We start from the raw sequence: 16,554 nt of genomic DNA, 5'->3' as shown, positions 1-16,554 counted from the left end.
GCCTTCTTTCAAACTTATCTTAAAAGAAGGCCTCGTATTAATTTTCATTTCCATCACATGAGGAAGAATATGTTTAATCTTTCAGGTCAGAACTTTATTGCAGGTCAACGCTCAAGCGCAGGCGAGAAAGCTGTTTTCAGTTATGATGCAAGTACTGGTGAGCGCCTACCTTATCAGTTTGCTCAGGCTACAGCAGAAGAAGTGAATCAAGCAGTTCAAGCCGCATATGTCGCATTTGCCGTATTTAAACAAACCTCTCCCGCTGAACGTGCCCATTTACTTGAAAGCATTGCCAATGAAATAGATGCACTAGATGATCAGTTCATCAGCATCGTCTGTCAGGAAACTGCCCTACCTGAAGCGCGTATCCGTGGTGAACGCGGGCGAACCACAGGCCAGTTACGTTTATTTGCCCAAGTGCTACGTCGTGGTGACTATTTAGGAGCACGTATCGATCAGGCTTTGCCAGAACGCCAACCCTTAGCCCGTCCAGATTTACGCCAATACAAAACTGGTATTGGCCCGGTTGCGGTATTTGGCGCAAGTAATTTTCCACTGGCATTTTCGACAGCTGGCGGAGATACTGCCTCGGCGCTTGCCGCAGGTTGTCCTGTTATTGTCAAAGCGCACAGCGGCCATATGGCAACTGCAGAATATATTGCAACGGCCATTACTACTGCAATTAAAAAATGTGCCTTACCAGACGGGATATTCAGCATGATCTATGGGCAAGGTGTAGGTGAGGCCTTGGTTAAACATCCACTGATTAAAGCTGTGGGTTTTACAGGGTCTTTAAAAGGAGGGCAAGCTTTATGTGATCTTGCAGCTGCACGCCCTGAGCCGATTCCAGTATTCGCAGAAATGTCGAGCATTAACCCGATGATTCTGCTACCTGAGGCCCTAAAGGTCCGTGGTGATAAAATTGCGGCAGAGCTGAGTGCTTCGGTTGTTTTAGGTTGCGGTCAATTCTGTACAAATCCGGGTTTAATTCTTGGTATAAAATCGCCTGAATTTAGTCAGTTCCTAGTCCAGTTCACTCAGCATATGGCACAGCAGCCGGCACAAACCATGTTGAACAAAGGTACCTTACAGAGCTATCACCAGGGACTGGATGCATTACTTGCCCATGCTAAAATCCAACATTTAGCGGGGCAGGCACAACAGGGAAACCAGGCCCATCCTCAGCTGTTTAAAGCAGATGTATCCCTGTTACTTGAACAGGATGAGTTATTACAAGAAGAGATCTTTGGACCAACAACGATTGTAATTGAAGTTGAAACTGCCCAACAACTGAGCCTTGCTCTGGCTGGTTTGCGCGGTCAACTTACCGCATCTTTAATTGCTGAAGCACAAGATCTCAATGACCTCTCCGTACTTATTCCATTGTTAGAAGAAAAGGCTGGACGTCTGCTGCTTAATGGTTATCCAACGGGTGTTGAAGTTTGTGATGCCATGGTACACGGCGGACCGTATCCAGCCACTTCAGATGCACGCGGAACTTCAGTCGGTACTCTGGCTATTGAACGCTACCTTCGCCCGGTGTGTTATCAAAACTACCCTGATCATTTACTGCCACCTGCCCTGCAAAATGCCAATCCGCTTGGGATTCTGCGTTTAGTCAATGGAGCAATGACCGCAGCTGCACTTTAAAATGATTCAGGAGTTCATTGCCGACAATGAACTCCTTTTTATTTCAATCTAAAAATCTGAATTACAGGTGATTCATCTGTATACCAATAAAAATAAAAAATACAAAACAAGAGACTCAAACCCATACAGCTCTCATCAGTAGAGAAGCGTTTGAATAAGGATATTAATCTATGACAACTTTAAAAAAGGTGGTTGCCGCCTCTATGGTTGGCTCCGTTGCAGAATGGTACGAATTTTTTCTCTACGGCACAGCTTCAGCCCTGGTCTTTGGCGAACTGTTCTTTCAACAAACAGGCAGCGCTATTGATGGTATTTTGGCAGCCTTTGCCTTATACGCTGTTGGCTTTCTGGCTAGGCCTATTGGTGGTTTAGTATTCGGTCATTATGGTGATAAATTTGGCCGAAAAAAACTATTACAAATCAGCCTGATTATTGTTGGCATAACCACTTTTTTAATGGGCTGCATTCCAAGTTTTCATCAAATTGGTTATTGGGCTCCGACGCTACTGGTGATCCTACGCTTAATCCAGGGCTTTGCTTTTGGCGGTGAATGGGGCGGCGCAGTTATTCTGGTTTCCGAACATAGTCCTGATGATCGACGCGGATATTGGGCTAGCTGGCCCCAAACCGGAGTTCCTTTGGGAAATCTGGTTGCAACGCTGGTGCTCCTACTTTTGTCTAAAAACCTGTCCCCAGAACAATTTTTAGATTGGGGATGGCGCTGTGCCTTCTGGTTCTCGGCCGTGGTGGTACTGATTGGTCTATGGATTCGTAAGAATGTTGACGATGCCGAAGTATTTAAGCAGGCACAAGCAAAACAGCAACTTATTGAGAATCAGCAACTGGGGATTATTGAAGTCTTAAAATATCATAAGAAATCAGTGATTGCGGGGATTGGAGCCAGATTTGCTGAAAACATCTTGTACTATATGGTGGTGACCTTTTCGATCAGTTATTTAAAGCTGGTCGTCCATAAAGACACTTCCCAGATTTTACTCTTGATGTTTGGGGCACATCTGATTCATTTCTTCATTATTCCATTGATGGGACATTTAAGTGATGTTTTCGGACGTAAACCGATTTATCTGATTGGCGCGGTTCTCACCGCCTTTTGGGGATTTATCGGTTTTCCTTTAATGGATACGGGTAATGACTGGCTCATTATGCTGGCGATTGTGCTTGGCCTGTTTATTGAATCAATGACTTACTCACCCTATTCAGCTCTCATGACAGAGTTGTTCCCCACTCATATTCGCTATACCGCACTGTCTTTTTGCTATCAGGTTGCCCCGATCATGGCGGGTTCACTCGCTCCACTGATTGCCCTTAGTTTATTGAAAGAATTTAATAGCTCGACTCCAATTTCACTCTATCTGGTTGCAGCCAGTCTAATTTCCATTATTTCAATTCTGTTGGTTAAAGAAACAAAAGGTCGCTCTTTGGCATTCGAGGATAGCAAGTAACTGCCTTATAGCCTGTATTCCTTCACACAGTAGGCCAGAATATAATTTGGCCTACTTGAATTCTTTTAAGTATTAATATCATCATTTTCTTCCCCAATCTGAATGTTCCTGATTGAAATCAGTATTCTCTAAGTCAAAGCTCAAAGAGATTAAATAATTTAAACAACATCCTATCTTCAAGCTTAATAGAATTTAATTTTTGGCATAAAACCCAAATTGTTCGATTGATATTAATTTGTGATCCAATAAAAAGAGAGTTCACCTAAATCGTGAACTCTCTTTTTATAAATTATCTTTTTAATTTTCTAGCTTACTTCGCTCTACTCGGATTCTTTGATGAAAGTAAAGGTAAGAGTAGAATTGCGGAGGCCAAAGTCGCAACAATCATGGTAATAAAGAAACCATTCCACCCGACCCATTCAATAATCTTGGCAAGAGGATAGCCTGATAAAGCAGCACCCAGATATCCGAATAAACCGACAAAACCTGTTGCTGCACCAGCTGAATCTTTATGGGCAGCTTCGGCAGCAGACATCCCAATCAACATTTGTGGACCAAAAATAAAGAAACCGAGAAAGAAAAAACAACCCGCAGTGAGCGCATAACCAATATTGGGAAAAAACCATAAGATAGCCGCAGCAGCGCCAATCCCGATCATAAAAATAATATTCATTGGGGTACGATTTCCTTTGAATAAAACATCAGACCCCCAACCTGCAACGATTGTACCGATGAAGCCACCAATCTCTAGAAAGGTTAATGCCGAGTTGGCCTTCACCAATCCCCAGCCATACTCTTTGACTAAATACAGATTGGCCCAATCATTTAAACCCGTCCGCACGATATAGACCAAAACATATGACATGGCCAACAGCCAGATATATTTATTGGTAAAAATATAGGTGACGAGAATATCCCATACCTTCATTTTTTTACTTCTGGCTTCTTGTGCTAACTCTGACTCATCATTACGCCATTCTCCTACAGAAGGCAGCCCTAAACTGGTTGGCTTATCTCTCAAGCGAAAGCAGACAATAACTCCCATAATAATAGCAATGACACCCGGAACATACATGCCATAACGCCAACCGTAATGCACAGCAAGGCCACCCGCCAGTAAAGGAATTAAAGCACCACCGACATTGTGAGAGGTATTACACAAAGCCCACCAGAAACCGCGTTCGTTGCGAGAATACCAAGTCGTTAAACTTTTTGAACACGGTGGCCAGCCCCAACCTTGGAAAAATGCATTAAGAATCCATATAATGGCAAAAATCCATAAAGTGGAGCTCATCCCAAATACAATATTCAGGATGCCCGTTACAATTAGCCCCAGACCCATAAAATAACGTGGATTAGCCGCGTCACTCATCACCCCCGATGCAAATCTTGAAATCCCGTAAACCAAATAAAAAGAAGTACTTAAAATTCCGACATCGGCAAGGCTTAAACCCAAATCTTTAATCATTTCGGGCATAACATAATTAAAGCTTTTTCTGGTTAGGTAAAACGTGGAATATCCCAGATATAAGGCAATCATGACATGAATACGCCAATATTTATAAAGCGCATCGATTTCTTTCTGATCGGTTAATACAGGCTGAGGTGGGGCACTTTTCATCCAGGAAAACATATAAATCTCCATATCCAATACACTGGGATATTTAATCCGTTTATTGTTATTGTTCAGCCTTATGCTGTTTTAAAAATCGAATCGCTTGCTCGTGTAATTCTTTGGTTGCGGCAGCAACAACTGTTTTTCCAGAATGAATCGTCAAGGGCGCGCCTTCCCAATCTGAAATTGTGCCTCCCGCTCCTTCTATCACAGGAACTAATGCGCAGTAGTCTACTTCTCGCATGCCACCACTATCGATACTTAAATCAATTTTTCCGGTCGCCAGACACGCATAGGCATAACAAGCAGCGCCATAAACACGCCATTTGGTCGTGGAAATGATATTTTGATAACCATTGCGGTGCTCAGCTAAAACAGGTTCGGTATTACTTGACGACATCAATGCAGCTTCAAGTGTCGTACAGTTACGGGTAGAAATCTCGTGACCATTCAGGGTACTTTTATGTCCCTTGACACCGACCCAACGTTCAGACACAGCAGGATGTTCAATAATCCCAAGCACCGGAACACCGTTATGACACAGTGCGATTAATGTTCCAAAGGTTGGAAAGCCTGAAATAAACTGTTTTGTTCCATCAATCGGATCAATCACCCAGACAAATTCAGCCTGATGATTTTCTCCCCCATACTCTTCCCCCAGAATGTCATGATCAGGATGGAATTTTTCAATAATCTTTCGGATTTCCCGCTCAACATATTGATCAACTTCCGTCACCGGACTTTCATCGTCTTTGGTTTCAAAAAGTATATGCTGATAGCGAAAATTCTGACGATGTTCATTTAATATATAACGCGCTCTGTCTGCTGCCATATGCGCCGTATCTAAGAAAATTGAGTAGTCCATAACAATTTCTCCATTAAATTTTAATCTTAGTTATTGTTCTACATAGAAAAAATATTCAAGCAAGAACATTTTCCCCCTAACCCTAAAAATGATAATACATTTTGACAAAAGAATATCGTATACGATATTCTTTATCAAGCAAAATAATCTAAGCTTAGATCGCTTTTGTTTTCCAATAATTATTTCCAAATAGCTGAACACCAGCGTTCGTCATGGTGAGGGATCAGCAATATAGATACTCAGGATAGGTATATGATTTTTTTATTTAAAAAAACGAGGGTTTCGAGATGCATATTTATTGCATTAAGCGTCGCTCTTCCACTCTGTGGACATTCAGCCAGTCTGGAGAGCTCATTAGAAATTGAACAGCTTCGTAAAGAAGTAAATGAATTAAAAGCTTTAATTCGGCAACAGCATATATCAGCTGTCAAAAGCTCTGAATATCAGACTCCCACTGAGGCAGGAGCGGCAGAAAACACTGCCTCAAAATCACTCAAATTAACCACAAAATCTGGAGCAGAATTCCAGCTTTATGGCTTTATCCGGGGTGACTCTTCTTACCAGTTTAAAGGGGGGAATGGTATTTTTAACCGTATCCACAAAGTGGATCTAGACGGCCAAGAAACAAACACGGATCGCTTTTATAATACAGTAACCACAACTCGTTTTGGTCTGGACTTTAAAACACCTATAGAAGGACAACAAATTGGTGGGAAGTTAGAAGTGGATTTTCGTGGAGGAGTCAATAATGACACCCTACGCTTACGCCATGTTTACCTGACCTATAACAATTGGTTATTTGGACAAACCACCTCTAGTTTCTTGGCAACTGATTTACAGCCAGACATGCTGGATTTCGGGTCTCCTTTAGGGATCGGTACTTTTCGTACACCACTCGTTCGCTATAACAATAAGCTTAGCGCTGGACCAGAATATTTCATAAGCCTAGAAAAAGGTCGTGATGAAAACCGTCTTCCGACACTGTCAGGAAAACTAAAATATGATTTTGAAGATGGGTCTATTTCTACAAGAGCCATGATTCAAGAGTTACGTGCACCTGATGCAAACAATGAAAAGGAACTCAGCTGGGGAGCCGCAATTGGCGCCAGTTATCAATTAAGTCCAAAATTAAAACTGATGGGTGATTATTCACATGTAAAAGGTGATGATCGTTTCTTACTTTATACCAATAATGCCTATCTCATGAATGATAACAAGACACAGATTTATTTAAATGAATTTGACAGTTTTACTACAGGGGTTTCGTATCAGTTTACTCCTAAGATCAAGGGAACCCTAGGCTACGGTGCTATGTTTGCAAAAGATAATAATGCTTTTGCCCAACAGGATATTCTTTTAGATCAAAATCAGAACAAGCGTTTACAACAAGGTTGGTTGTATATGATGTATAGCCCTATTACTCCGATCACATTCGGTCTGGAGTATATCTATGGTGAACGTAAGACCTTTAATGATCAGAAAGGCATAGACAACCGTCTGGAAGCCATGGTGCGTTATAATTTTTAAAATCGTGAGCCTCTAAATGAAATAATCCTGACCAGTTTAGGGTTATTTCATTATATTCGCTCTATATGTCGTTCTAAATAAAGTCGGCGACATGCCTGTATGTAGTTTGAATTGACGGCAAAATGCACTATGGTCGGTATAACCACAGCGTAAGCCAATCTCGGTAATGGCTAAATCTGTTGCCAATAGTTCTGTTGCGACTTGCAAACGAATCTTGCTAATCATTTGCCGTGGCGTTAAATGGTAAATTTTTTTACAGTACCGTTCCAACTGTGCAACCGACACCCCGGCAATTGCAGTCAAATGAGCCAAAGTAATTGTTTCAGCATAATTTTTTTTGATATATTCCTCAACCTGCACCATTTTATAAAATGCGGGATGGGTATTTTCTGGCACATTCAAATCATTGGAAATTCCAGCTATCCCCACCAGCTTGCCAGCAGGATCAAATAAAGGCTCTTTATAGGTTAAACACCATCCTGACTGGTTTTTCGCATACAAATGAAGTTCAAGCTGCTCAGAAAGTTTTTTACCACGGCGAATCACTTGCAGATCTTGTGATGTATATATTTTACCGAGTGAATGGGGGAAAACCTCTTCCGAAGTTTTCCCCAGCAAGGCTGCTTTCTCTTTTAACCCACACCGATTGACCAGAGTTCGATTGACAAACACATAGCGTGCTTCCGTATTTTTAATAAAAAAAACCACTGAAGACAAAGCATCGAATAAAGGTTCTATATTTTCCAGATTCTTTAGAAAATCGTCTAATGTTGAAGTGAGTTGAGGAATATGAGCCAAGGACATGAGCTAGAGCAGAACCGAAATAATCACTGTCCTACTCTAGAACATTTTATTTTTGATTTAAAGAACATGTCGTCATCGACATTAAGCTTTTTACCCGTGTCGGCAGTAAGGGTGGTCGAGCACTAGAAAGTGGCCAGTCAAATAAGCAAGCTGCTGCAGTCGCACAGGTACTTCCCTGACAAGCACCCATTCCACAACGTGTATGCAACTTTGCATCGATCCAGTTCGCTCTTTCAGCAACCTGATCAAACCTTACATCTTCACAGCGGCAAAAAATCGTTTCTGGACGGGCCAATGTTTTTAACTCAGAACGTAACTTGAAACTTTTCTGAAGCAAAGTGGCAAATCGTTGATAACGCTGTTTTTTGGCAAAGAACTGCCTTGCTTTTTCATATTGAGCAATTGCAGCATAACCAGCAATAGCCCCTTCAACTATAGCCAATTCACTCCCTCCAAAACCGGTACACTCACCTGCCGCAAAAACCTGTGGTTGTGAACTACGCTGATATTCATCGACAACGATGGCCTGATCTTTGATCTGACATCCCAGCAACTGTCCGAGTTGGATATTTGGGATCAGGCCAAAACCACAAGCCAGACGATCACACTCAACCTCGATAATGCCTTTTGGAGTTTGCAGTCGTACGCGTTCAAGGCGTTCTTGTCCAATGGCCTCCACAACATAACTGTCAGGTTGATATAAGCGATGAGGTAATGACAATGCCTGAAAGATTTTTGCAGGCCAACGCCAAAGCTGTAGAGCAAACTTTCGTACTGTCGAATGATTCGCCTGCTCAGCGACATATAATACCTGCGCTCCAGCTTTTTTAGCTGTATCTGCGCTAGCCAATAACAAGGGGCCTGATCCGGCAATAACAATACGCTCATCGTGTACAGGCGTACCGGCCTTGACCAAAGCCTGCAAACCACCTGCGCCTGTTACGCCCGGCAATGTCCAGCCGGGAAAAGGTAAGAAGAGTTCTCTGGCACCTGTACATAGTATCAACTGGCGATAAGTCACATTCAGACTGTCATGCGCGCGCTCAACCAGTAATTGGCCAGTAAAAGGTGCTGCGACAATCTTGGCACCAAACATAAACTCAATATTAGGTTTGGTTTGGATCTGCCTATATGTTTGTTGCGCCAGTTCTGGATCTGGAAAAATCGGCCCTGCCCGCCAAATCTGACCGCCGGCCTGAGGATTATTATCCAGTATTAATATACGCTCCCCGCTTTCAGCAGCTGCAATGGCAGCGGATAAGCCTGCGGGACCGGCACCGACAATCACAATATCATATTCTGTTTTCATTAGTGCGTTTCCACCTGCATACCTTGCTGACACAATGTTTGGCAAGCCAATACTCTAAACCCGTTAATCTTGACACGGCACTCCTGACAAACGCCCATACCACAAAAAGGAGTACGTTGCTCCCCACAAACAGACACACGGCTATAGGATTTTGCCTGAGCCAGAGCAGCAGCAACGGTCATTCCATCCATCACAGTCAAGCAATTGCCGTTAATAAAAAGCTGGATCATTTATACAGCTCCAATAAAACGATCAGGTAAAAAAGGTTCAGGATCAATACCGAAAGGTAATCTACAGATATGTGAAGCAATCAGCTTTGCCGTACCTGTAGCCGTGGTCACCCCGAGTCCTTCATGACCTACGGCTAAATAAACGGACCGAAAAGCCGGATGCCGCCCAATGACTGGGATGCCATCTGGTGTTGCTGCACGAAAACCCGTCCATGCCCGAATAATATTGAGATCGGCCAATGCTGGAAAATAGTCCACCGCTTCTTTAAGTACACGAGTAAAAACTTCTGGCTCGACTGTCGGATCGACAGTATTAAACTGGCGCGATGAGCCAATAAACAGCTGGCCTGTCGGCCTAGGCTGGATATTACAAGCAACTGAGATACCACTGGTGGCTTGTGTACTGGCAGCATAGGCCAAGGCCACCAGTGTATGTTGTACCTTTAATTCAGGATAACGATCGGTAATAGCCAAATGCCCCTTTTTAGGCTCAATAGGTAACTCGGGGAAAAAATCTGTCACATGAATGCCATTTGCCAGAATAATATGTTCTGCTTCCAACCAGATTCCATCACTCACTTGAACCCGATTTTCTTCAATGACAGTCACTTTGCTTTGTTGGTACTGAATCTGCTGTGGAAATTGTTTTAGTAACCATTCGGCAGCACAGGGTGCATATAGAATCCCATCATCCAACACTTCTAATCCACCATAAACACCCTGTTTCAAATGAGGTTCAAGCTGGCGAATTTCTTCGCTAGACCGGAGCTGGCACCTGACGCCTTGTGCGCTAAGTCGTTGGTATTTTTCTTCGGCAACCTGCATTTCTTCAGCGCCGCTCGCAAGCCACAAGGTTGGAATCTGACGATAGGCACATTCTTCTGAAAGCTGCTTTCCCAATGCATGCCACAACTGAACCGACCAATGACTGAGTTGGAGTTCGGCTTCCAAATCATCCATAATCACCAAATGCCCCATGCCTGCGGCTGTCGCACCTCCTATACGCGCATCTAAAACAAGGACACTTAGTCCTTGCCGTGCCAACTCATAAGCACAGGCCGCTCCGACAATACCTGCACCAATGACAATTACATCGGTGCTCATAGCTGAATGCCCCAGGCAAATGGATCCTTTTCATCCATAAACAAAATGGCTTCGGCACTCATATAAGCTTCACCCCGAATCGTCGGAATCACATATTCCCCAGCCTGTTCATAAGACGCAACAAACTGACTTCCAATGATGCTGGCCTGTTTCCATAACGTTCCTGGCTCGAGTTTGCCATCGGCCGCTAAACACGCAATTTTTGCACTGGTTCCGGTTCCACAGGGTGAACGGTCATAAGCTTTTCCAGGGCACAACACAAAATTTTTACTGTCCGCCTCGGTATCACTTGTGAATAACTCGATATGGTCGATTTCCTGTCCATCCTTGCCTGTGATCCCTTGCGCGTTTAGTGCTTGTCTCACGGTCCATGCGTATTCAGTCAGTTGTTCTAGATGATCACTTGTAACACTTTGACCATGATCATTGATCAGGAAGAACCAATTTCCCCCCCAAGCGATATCGCCAGTCACTTTTCCATACTGTGCTATTTCAACTTCGACTGCTTTTTGGTAACGATATGCAGGTACGTTGCGGACACTGACTGAACCATCCTCATGCAGGGTCGCCTCAACATCTCCTACAGGTGTTTCGATTAAGTGGGTGCCTACTTGTATTTGTCCCAGGTGTGCCAAGGAAGCCACCAAGCCAATGCTTCCATGACCACACATGCCCAAGTAACCTGTGTTATTAAAAAAAATCACGCCAGCACTGGCTTTAGGGTTAACAGGTTTACATAATAAAGCACCAACCAGAACATCATTACCCCGTGGTTCCAACATGGTCGCTGTACGGAAATGATCATATTGTTCTGACAAGATCTTACGGCGGCTTTCCATATCGCCTGAGCCCAGATCTGGAAAACCCTCAAGCACTAATCGGGTCGGTTCTCCACCTGTATGTGAATCCAAAACCTTTACTGTTTTCATCTGAATATCCTTTCATTTTTTTCTAGGATGACTCAACAGAACATATCAGGCTTGATCATTTTCGACTTAAAATATGACGAAATCAGCATAGTTTTAGACGAGAACTTTTTTAAAAATCAAAGACAAAAAAATTAGGTCATTGGACCTAATTTAACTCATAGCAATAAGGGACAAACATCAACTACACTTATTTTTTGTTCGCCTTGTAATGTGGCAGATGTTCATATAATGACTGACACACACCATTAATATGCTCTTCAATCAACCTGACCGCCAAATCAACATCTTTCGCTTTGCAGGCTTTCACAATTTCTTTATGTTCATCATTGGCTCTGGATTTACCGGATGAGACATTCATTTGTAGCCTGAGATAACGCTCAATCTTGTCGTAAATCGAACGGATCAAACTGAGCATATAGGGACGTTGTGCTGGTTCATACAGACAGGCATGCAATTGCCAGTTTAGTGTGGTCCAGCTTCCGATATCCATCGTGTCAATAAAAGCATTACAAATTTCTTCTGCTTTGCGATAAGTCTGTTCGGTCATGTTCGGCACAGCCAACTGGATCAGTTTGGTTTCCAGCATCACCCGTACCTCAAAAATCTGTGCCAGTTCCTCTTCAGAAATACGGGTAACAATAGCACCACGATTCTTTTTGAACTCAACCAGACCTTCTGTCTCAAGTTGCTTCAAAGCTTCACGAACCGGGATTTTACTGACATTAAAAAGCTTGGCAATTTCATCCTGACGAATTGGTTCACCTTCAGCAATATGTCCAGCAATAATTGCCTCTCTAATATATTTCACAATCACTTCAGACACTGAAGGTAGTGCACCTAAATCCGATACATTAAAAGATGGTAGCGTCACGGATATTCTCTTTACCTCAAGATATGACAAAAAAGAAAAGCTTTGAACTCATCCAATATATTGAAATCATAGCTTTTTATAAACATATTTATTCAATCTAGTTTAGCATTGATCAAATCAATTTTATTAATCATTTTGACCTGCGACATGAACAGATATTTTAAAAAATGAACCATTGGTTAAAGTATACCTTATACAATTTTATTGACAAAATGACTATTCACTATGCTGAAATCGTCATCAAGATGAAGTTTTTATTCAAGTTAAAATCGTAATACACAGGCATACTCTAATTTCTTATGACGGGAAAACGTCAACTTCTCTCTTAGCACTCAACTCAGTCTTTAATTATGCACGGTAAACCATTTTACCCTGTACAACAATGTCTGCGTAAAAGCTTTCACGTTTGAGCCAATCTTTATGAATATGCCAACCAAACCAGCTTTTTCCCTCAATTATTACACTGGTTTCCTATCTGTATTATTTGCTGCTTTTTTATGGGGAAGCGCAGGCACAGCAGCTTCTTTTGCTAAGGGGATCAGCCCAATCGTCATCGCTAGCCTTTCAGTATGTTTCGGCGGCTTAATTCACGCATGTCTCAGTTTTAAAGCAATTCAAAAAAATTACCTAAAACTGGTTAATTTCAAGACCAAGATTTGCATCGCCGTTATTGTTTCAATCCTTTGCCCCTTTGCTTTTTATTCCTCTGTCTCTTTGGCGGGTGTATCGGTCGGAACTGTCATTTCAATTGGTTGCGCTCCTTTATTTTCAGTTTTGCTGGAATGGTTTTTCGACAAACGTAAGCTCTCTCTGCAATGGTTCATCAGCTTTGTTCTCGGTTTCACTGGAATTGTTTTTCTTTGTTTTTCCAGTGAACATCCCCCTCAAGATCAGGTTATTTCTTCTGAGCATATTCTAGGTATATTTTTTGGACTGCTTTCCAGTCTCAGCTATGCGACTTACTCTTGGATCATGAAAAATCTCATTCATGAGGGAGTGGATTCAAGGGCTGCGATGGGCGTTATTTTTGGTATTTCAGCGGTTCTCTTATTTCCAACCCTGTTCATTACAGCAACTCACTTATTCGATTATGCAACGAATATCTGGGTAGCACTCTATATTCCCCTTGTTCCCATGTTTCTGGGTTATTTATTTTTTAGCTTTGGACTAAAACGTATTCCTGCCAGCCAAGCCATGACTTTAGCTTTGGTAGAAATTCCAGTGGCCACCTTATTGGCTGTCCATTTAGTCGGGGAAAGCTTGACGTTTAATAGCTATTTAGGACTAGTCTTGATTTTGCTATGCGTGATCGTGCTGACCAAAAAAAAGGACTGAGATCTAAACCAGCTTATCAGAACTAAAAAAGGCTAGATTTCCTAGCCTTTTTTTAAAATTAACAGAGCTTACTCAGATCTCAGCAGACCAATTACGATACCAGGTACGGAACAATGCATATTGCGTTTCAACATACTTGCGCTGAGATTCACTTAATGCATCTGTCTCGTTGAAATGCAAACTGTATTCTTTATCCCCATTCAGTACCATTAAGTACTTATAATAAAGAACCAGATCTGTTCCTTCATCGAATGATGAAAGTACTTCTAAAGCACCAGACAGCTCTTGAGCCAAGCGACGTGCTTTCGCATCACCTGCTGCAGCTTTTTTGCTTAAATCCACCAGCTGTAAAACTTCTTTCGGTAATGCATTGCCAATCCCTGTAATTGCCCCTGTTGCATTACAGTTCACAAAACCATGAAAGACTTGGGTATCCACACCCGCCATCAAGGTGACAGACTCATCTTGCGAAGTAATAAACTCCGCCGCATAGCGCATATCAGCCGCACCGCCAAACTCTTTGAAACCGATTAAATTCGGGAATTCACGACGTAACTCAAAAAATAAGTCAGCGCGAGTAGCAAAGCCATAATATGGGCTATTATAAATGACCGCAGCCAGATTTGGTGCAGCTTTTAATATGGCAGAAAAATGGGCTTTTTGTGCGGCTGGAGAAGCGCCACGTGACAACACTCGAGGAATAACCATCAATCCGTGTGCACCCACTTTTTCAGCATGTGCCGCATGAGAGACTGCTTCTTTAGTATTCACTGCACCAGTTCCCACAATTGTCGGGATACCCGCAGCTACCAGACGAGCGACACCTTCCTGACGCTGAGCTTCGGTCAATAACGGCCAGTCCCCCATTGAGCCGCAATATACAACCGCACTCATTCCAGCTTCAATCAGTTCGCGCCCTTTTTTCACAAGCGCATCAAAATCAGGCTCACGGTTAGGTGTACATGGAGTCATCAACGCCGGGATACATCCTGTAAAAATATTGCTCATAATTATTCCTCTATCATCAAGATTAAAACCATTCATGGTTATGCATTCGTGTGCTTCCAATTTAAAAACGAATATTAGATAAATTGGCTTACTCTACATTTTGAATATCGTATACGATATACATGTATAAAAAAAGCCCTTTCTAAAAAAGAATCTCACTCATTTATCCATCAACAGGACCTGATCTGTTATTTGCAAAGAGAATTTTCTAAAAATAATTTAAATTCAATCTTATTTTTCTTAACAAAAAGGGCTGAAAATTCAGCCCTTTTATTTACATCATTTATTCAAAATTTATGCATCTGTATTCAAGGCAACACTGGGTTGCGCATTTTTCAACTTACGCTGCTTCAAATAATACGCCAGCATTAAACACAGAATCCAGCCAGGAATCATCATCACCGCAATACGCATATCTGGTGTTAATGACATCACTACCAAGATTCCTAGCATAAAGATCATGCAAAGATAATTACTAAATGGATAGGCAATACTTGGGAATTTGGTTGTAACACCTTGAGCCTGCATGGTTTTACGGAACTTGAGATGTGTCCACGAAATCACCACCCAGTTAATCACAATGGCAGCCACCACCAGCATCATCAATAGACCAAATGCTTTTTCAGGAAATGCGTAGTTCAACAATACACATAAAACCGTCACGAAAGCTGAAAGATAAACGGCATTGGTTGGAATCCCCCGCTTATTGATATGCTTGAGGAATTTCGGTGCATTGCCTTGTTGAGCCAGACCTAACAGCATACGGCTGCTGCAATAGCTGGTCCCATTATAAACTGATACGGCTGCAGTCAGAATCACAAAGTTAAGCAAAGTCGCCACACCTTGACTGTCCAGTGAGGCAAACACCATCACGAATGGACTTCCGCCTTGTGCCATCTGGTTCCAAGGGAATAATGCAAACAGAATGAAAAGTGTCGCAATATAGAAAATCAAGATACGATAAATAATCTGATTGACGGCTTTTGGCAGGGTTTTATCTGGTTCACGCGCTTCAGCCGCAGTAATACCAAACAACTCGATTCCACCAAAGGCAAAGATAATGACTGCCATCGCCATGACTAAACCTTCAACACCAAACGGGAAGAATCCACCCAATGCCCAAAGGTTACTAATGCTGGCCTGTGGTCCTGCTGTGCCGGTTGCAAGCAAATAGGAACCAAAGGCGATCATGGCCAAAATTGCCAAAATCTTGACAATGGAAAACCAGAACTCCATTTCGCCAAAAAATTTGACGTGTAACAGGTTGATACCGTTAATTAAAATAAAGAAAGCCAGTGCCGAAACCCAGGTCGGGATTTCAGGCCACCAATACTGAATATACAGGCCAATTGCACTTAACTCTGCCATACACACCAGAACATTGAGTACCCAATAGTTCCAGCCCGACATGAAGCCTGCAAATGAGCCCCAGTATTTATAGGCAAAATGACTGAATGAACCACTGACTGGCTCTTGCACCACCATTTCACCTAGCTGACGCATCATAAGAAATGCAATCAGTCCTGCAATCGCATAACCCAATATGACTGAGGGACCCGCCAGCTTGATTGATTGGGAAATTCCAAGAAACAGACCTGTACCAATCGCACCACCTAGCGCAATAAGCTGGATGTGCCGATTGCTCAGACCATGTTTCAGGTTTCCTTGCTCCTGATTTGACATATGATTATTCTCGTCCTTGTCGCGTAATTTTTTTGTCTAAAATTACGTATATCATAAATTAATCACCAATGCCTACCTCAAATCAAAAAATAATTGATTTACTTTTCAGATAACCGCGCATATAAACAGAAAATTCAATAAATAACAAATATTATGAATAA

Annotated in this window: 14 protein-coding genes; 4 read left to right on the top strand and 10 right to left on the bottom strand. The window is 42.3% G+C overall.

The window, feature by feature from the left end; all coding sequences use genetic code 11:
* Positions 1–69: 69 nt before the first annotated feature.
* Together JO943_RS00940 and abaF are read left to right on the top strand one after the other, a co-directional pair.
* A complete protein-coding gene (locus JO943_RS00940; protein WP_202739709.1) occupies positions 70–1,650 on the top strand; it encodes an aldehyde dehydrogenase (NADP(+)) in 1,581 nt (526 codons plus the stop codon).
* A gap of 170 nt (positions 1,651–1,820) precedes the next feature.
* On the top strand, positions 1,821–3,113 hold the full coding sequence (abaF, locus tag JO943_RS00935) for a fosfomycin efflux MFS transporter AbaF (protein WP_202739708.1): 1,293 nt from the start codon (positions 1,821–1,823) through the stop codon (positions 3,111–3,113).
* Between the two features lie 310 nt (positions 3,114–3,423).
* On the opposite strand, the gene uhpC is transcribed toward abaF, so the two are convergent.
* Positions 3,424–4,746 (bottom strand): MFS transporter family glucose-6-phosphate receptor UhpC, encoded by a 1,323-nt coding sequence (gene uhpC / locus JO943_RS00930; protein ID WP_202739707.1) that lies wholly within the window; start codon positions 4,744–4,746, stop codon positions 3,424–3,426.
* 46 nt (positions 4,747–4,792) lie between these two features.
* Complete coding sequence (locus JO943_RS00925) at positions 4,793–5,593, bottom strand: inositol monophosphatase family protein (RefSeq protein WP_202739706.1); 801 nt, start codon at positions 5,591–5,593, stop codon at positions 4,793–4,795.
* 252 nt (positions 5,594–5,845) lie between these two features.
* Here JO943_RS00925 and JO943_RS00920 point away from each other — a divergent pair, with 252 nt between their 5' ends.
* Entirely contained in the window at positions 5,846–7,120 is a 1,275-nt protein-coding gene (locus JO943_RS00920; RefSeq protein ID WP_202739705.1) for a DcaP family trimeric outer membrane transporter, read from the top strand.
* 42 nt (positions 7,121–7,162) lie between these two features.
* On the opposite strand, the gene JO943_RS00915 is transcribed toward JO943_RS00920, so the two are convergent.
* From JO943_RS00915 to JO943_RS00890, 6 genes are all read right to left on the bottom strand, one after another.
* A complete protein-coding gene (locus JO943_RS00915; RefSeq protein WP_009515404.1) occupies positions 7,163–7,924 on the bottom strand; it encodes an AraC family transcriptional regulator in 762 nt (253 codons plus the stop codon).
* A 46-nt stretch (positions 7,925–7,970) separates the two neighbouring features.
* Entirely contained in the window at positions 7,971–9,233 is a 1,263-nt protein-coding gene (locus JO943_RS00910; protein ID WP_202739704.1) for an FAD-dependent oxidoreductase, read from the bottom strand.
* On the bottom strand, positions 9,233–9,463 hold the full coding sequence (locus JO943_RS00905; RefSeq protein WP_009515608.1) for a 2Fe-2S iron-sulfur cluster-binding protein: 231 nt from the start codon (positions 9,461–9,463) through the stop codon (positions 9,233–9,235). Before JO943_RS00905 ends, JO943_RS00910 begins: the two co-directional genes overlap by 1 nt.
* Positions 9,464–10,567: an NAD(P)/FAD-dependent oxidoreductase gene (locus JO943_RS00900; protein WP_202739703.1), complete on the bottom strand. Its 1,104-nt coding sequence runs from the start codon at positions 10,565–10,567 to the stop codon at positions 9,464–9,466.
* Entirely contained in the window at positions 10,564–11,496 is a 933-nt protein-coding gene (locus JO943_RS00895) for a 4-hydroxyproline epimerase (protein WP_202739702.1), read from the bottom strand. Before JO943_RS00895 ends, JO943_RS00900 begins: the two co-directional genes overlap by 4 nt.
* 187 nt (positions 11,497–11,683) lie before the next feature.
* Positions 11,684–12,367 carry a GntR family transcriptional regulator gene (locus JO943_RS00890; RefSeq protein ID WP_005285464.1) on the bottom strand — a complete coding sequence of 228 codons (684 nt, stop codon included), beginning with the start codon at positions 12,365–12,367 and terminating at the stop codon, positions 11,684–11,686.
* Between the two features lie 420 nt (positions 12,368–12,787).
* Here JO943_RS00890 and JO943_RS00885 point away from each other — a divergent pair, with 420 nt between their 5' ends.
* Positions 12,788–13,702, top strand: a complete 915-nt coding sequence (locus tag JO943_RS00885; protein ID WP_202739701.1) for a DMT family transporter — start codon at positions 12,788–12,790, stop codon at positions 13,700–13,702.
* A 72-nt stretch (positions 13,703–13,774) separates the two neighbouring features.
* Here the strand turns inward: JO943_RS00885 and JO943_RS00880 are convergent, their stop codons facing one another.
* Positions 13,775–14,710 carry a dihydrodipicolinate synthase family protein gene (locus JO943_RS00880; protein ID WP_202739700.1) on the bottom strand — a complete coding sequence of 312 codons (936 nt, stop codon included), beginning with the start codon at positions 14,708–14,710 and terminating at the stop codon, positions 13,775–13,777.
* A gap of 294 nt (positions 14,711–15,004) precedes the next feature.
* Entirely contained in the window at positions 15,005–16,393 is a 1,389-nt protein-coding gene (locus JO943_RS00875; RefSeq protein WP_032872289.1) for an amino acid permease, read from the bottom strand.
* Positions 16,394–16,554: the final 161 nt, after the last annotated feature.

Source organism: Acinetobacter sp. 'aerobic (ED)' (assembly GCF_904886855.1).
GTDB classification, from domain to species: Bacteria; Pseudomonadota; Gammaproteobacteria; order Pseudomonadales; family Moraxellaceae; genus Acinetobacter; species Acinetobacter courvalinii.
The sequence above is the reverse complement of the archived record's forward strand: the minus strand, read 5'-3'. Positions and strand labels throughout refer to the sequence as shown.

Excerpts from the sequence above, each read along its gene's own strand:
- JO943_RS00920 (WP_202739705.1), top strand. The coding sequence starts at position 5,846 with ATGATTTTTTTATTTAAAAAAACGAGGGTTTCGAGATGCATATTTATT.
- JO943_RS00880 (WP_202739700.1), bottom strand. The coding sequence starts at position 14,710 with ATGAGCAATATTTTTACAGGATGTATCCCGGCGTTGATGACTCCATGT.
- JO943_RS00885 (WP_202739701.1), top strand. The coding sequence starts at position 12,788 with ATGAATATGCCAACCAAACCAGCTTTTTCCCTCAATTATTACACTGGT.
- abaF (WP_202739708.1), top strand. The coding sequence starts at position 1,821 with ATGACAACTTTAAAAAAGGTGGTTGCCGCCTCTATGGTTGGCTCCGTT.
- JO943_RS00905 (WP_009515608.1), bottom strand. The coding sequence starts at position 9,463 with ATGATCCAGCTTTTTATTAACGGCAATTGCTTGACTGTGATGGATGGA.
- JO943_RS00875 (WP_032872289.1), bottom strand. The coding sequence starts at position 16,393 with ATGTCAAATCAGGAGCAAGGAAACCTGAAACATGGTCTGAGCAATCGG.
- JO943_RS00900 (WP_202739703.1), bottom strand. The coding sequence starts at position 10,567 with ATGAGCACCGATGTAATTGTCATTGGTGCAGGTATTGTCGGAGCGGCC.
- JO943_RS00910 (WP_202739704.1), bottom strand. The coding sequence starts at position 9,233 with ATGAAAACAGAATATGATATTGTGATTGTCGGTGCCGGTCCCGCAGGC.
- JO943_RS00915 (WP_009515404.1), bottom strand. The coding sequence starts at position 7,924 with ATGTCCTTGGCTCATATTCCTCAACTCACTTCAACATTAGACGATTTT.
- JO943_RS00895 (WP_202739702.1), bottom strand. The coding sequence starts at position 11,496 with ATGAAAACAGTAAAGGTTTTGGATTCACATACAGGTGGAGAACCGACC.
- JO943_RS00940 (WP_202739709.1), top strand. The coding sequence starts at position 70 with ATGTTTAATCTTTCAGGTCAGAACTTTATTGCAGGTCAACGCTCAAGC.
- JO943_RS00925 (WP_202739706.1), bottom strand. The coding sequence starts at position 5,593 with ATGGACTACTCAATTTTCTTAGATACGGCGCATATGGCAGCAGACAGA.
- uhpC (WP_202739707.1), bottom strand. The coding sequence starts at position 4,746 with ATGTTTTCCTGGATGAAAAGTGCCCCACCTCAGCCTGTATTAACCGAT.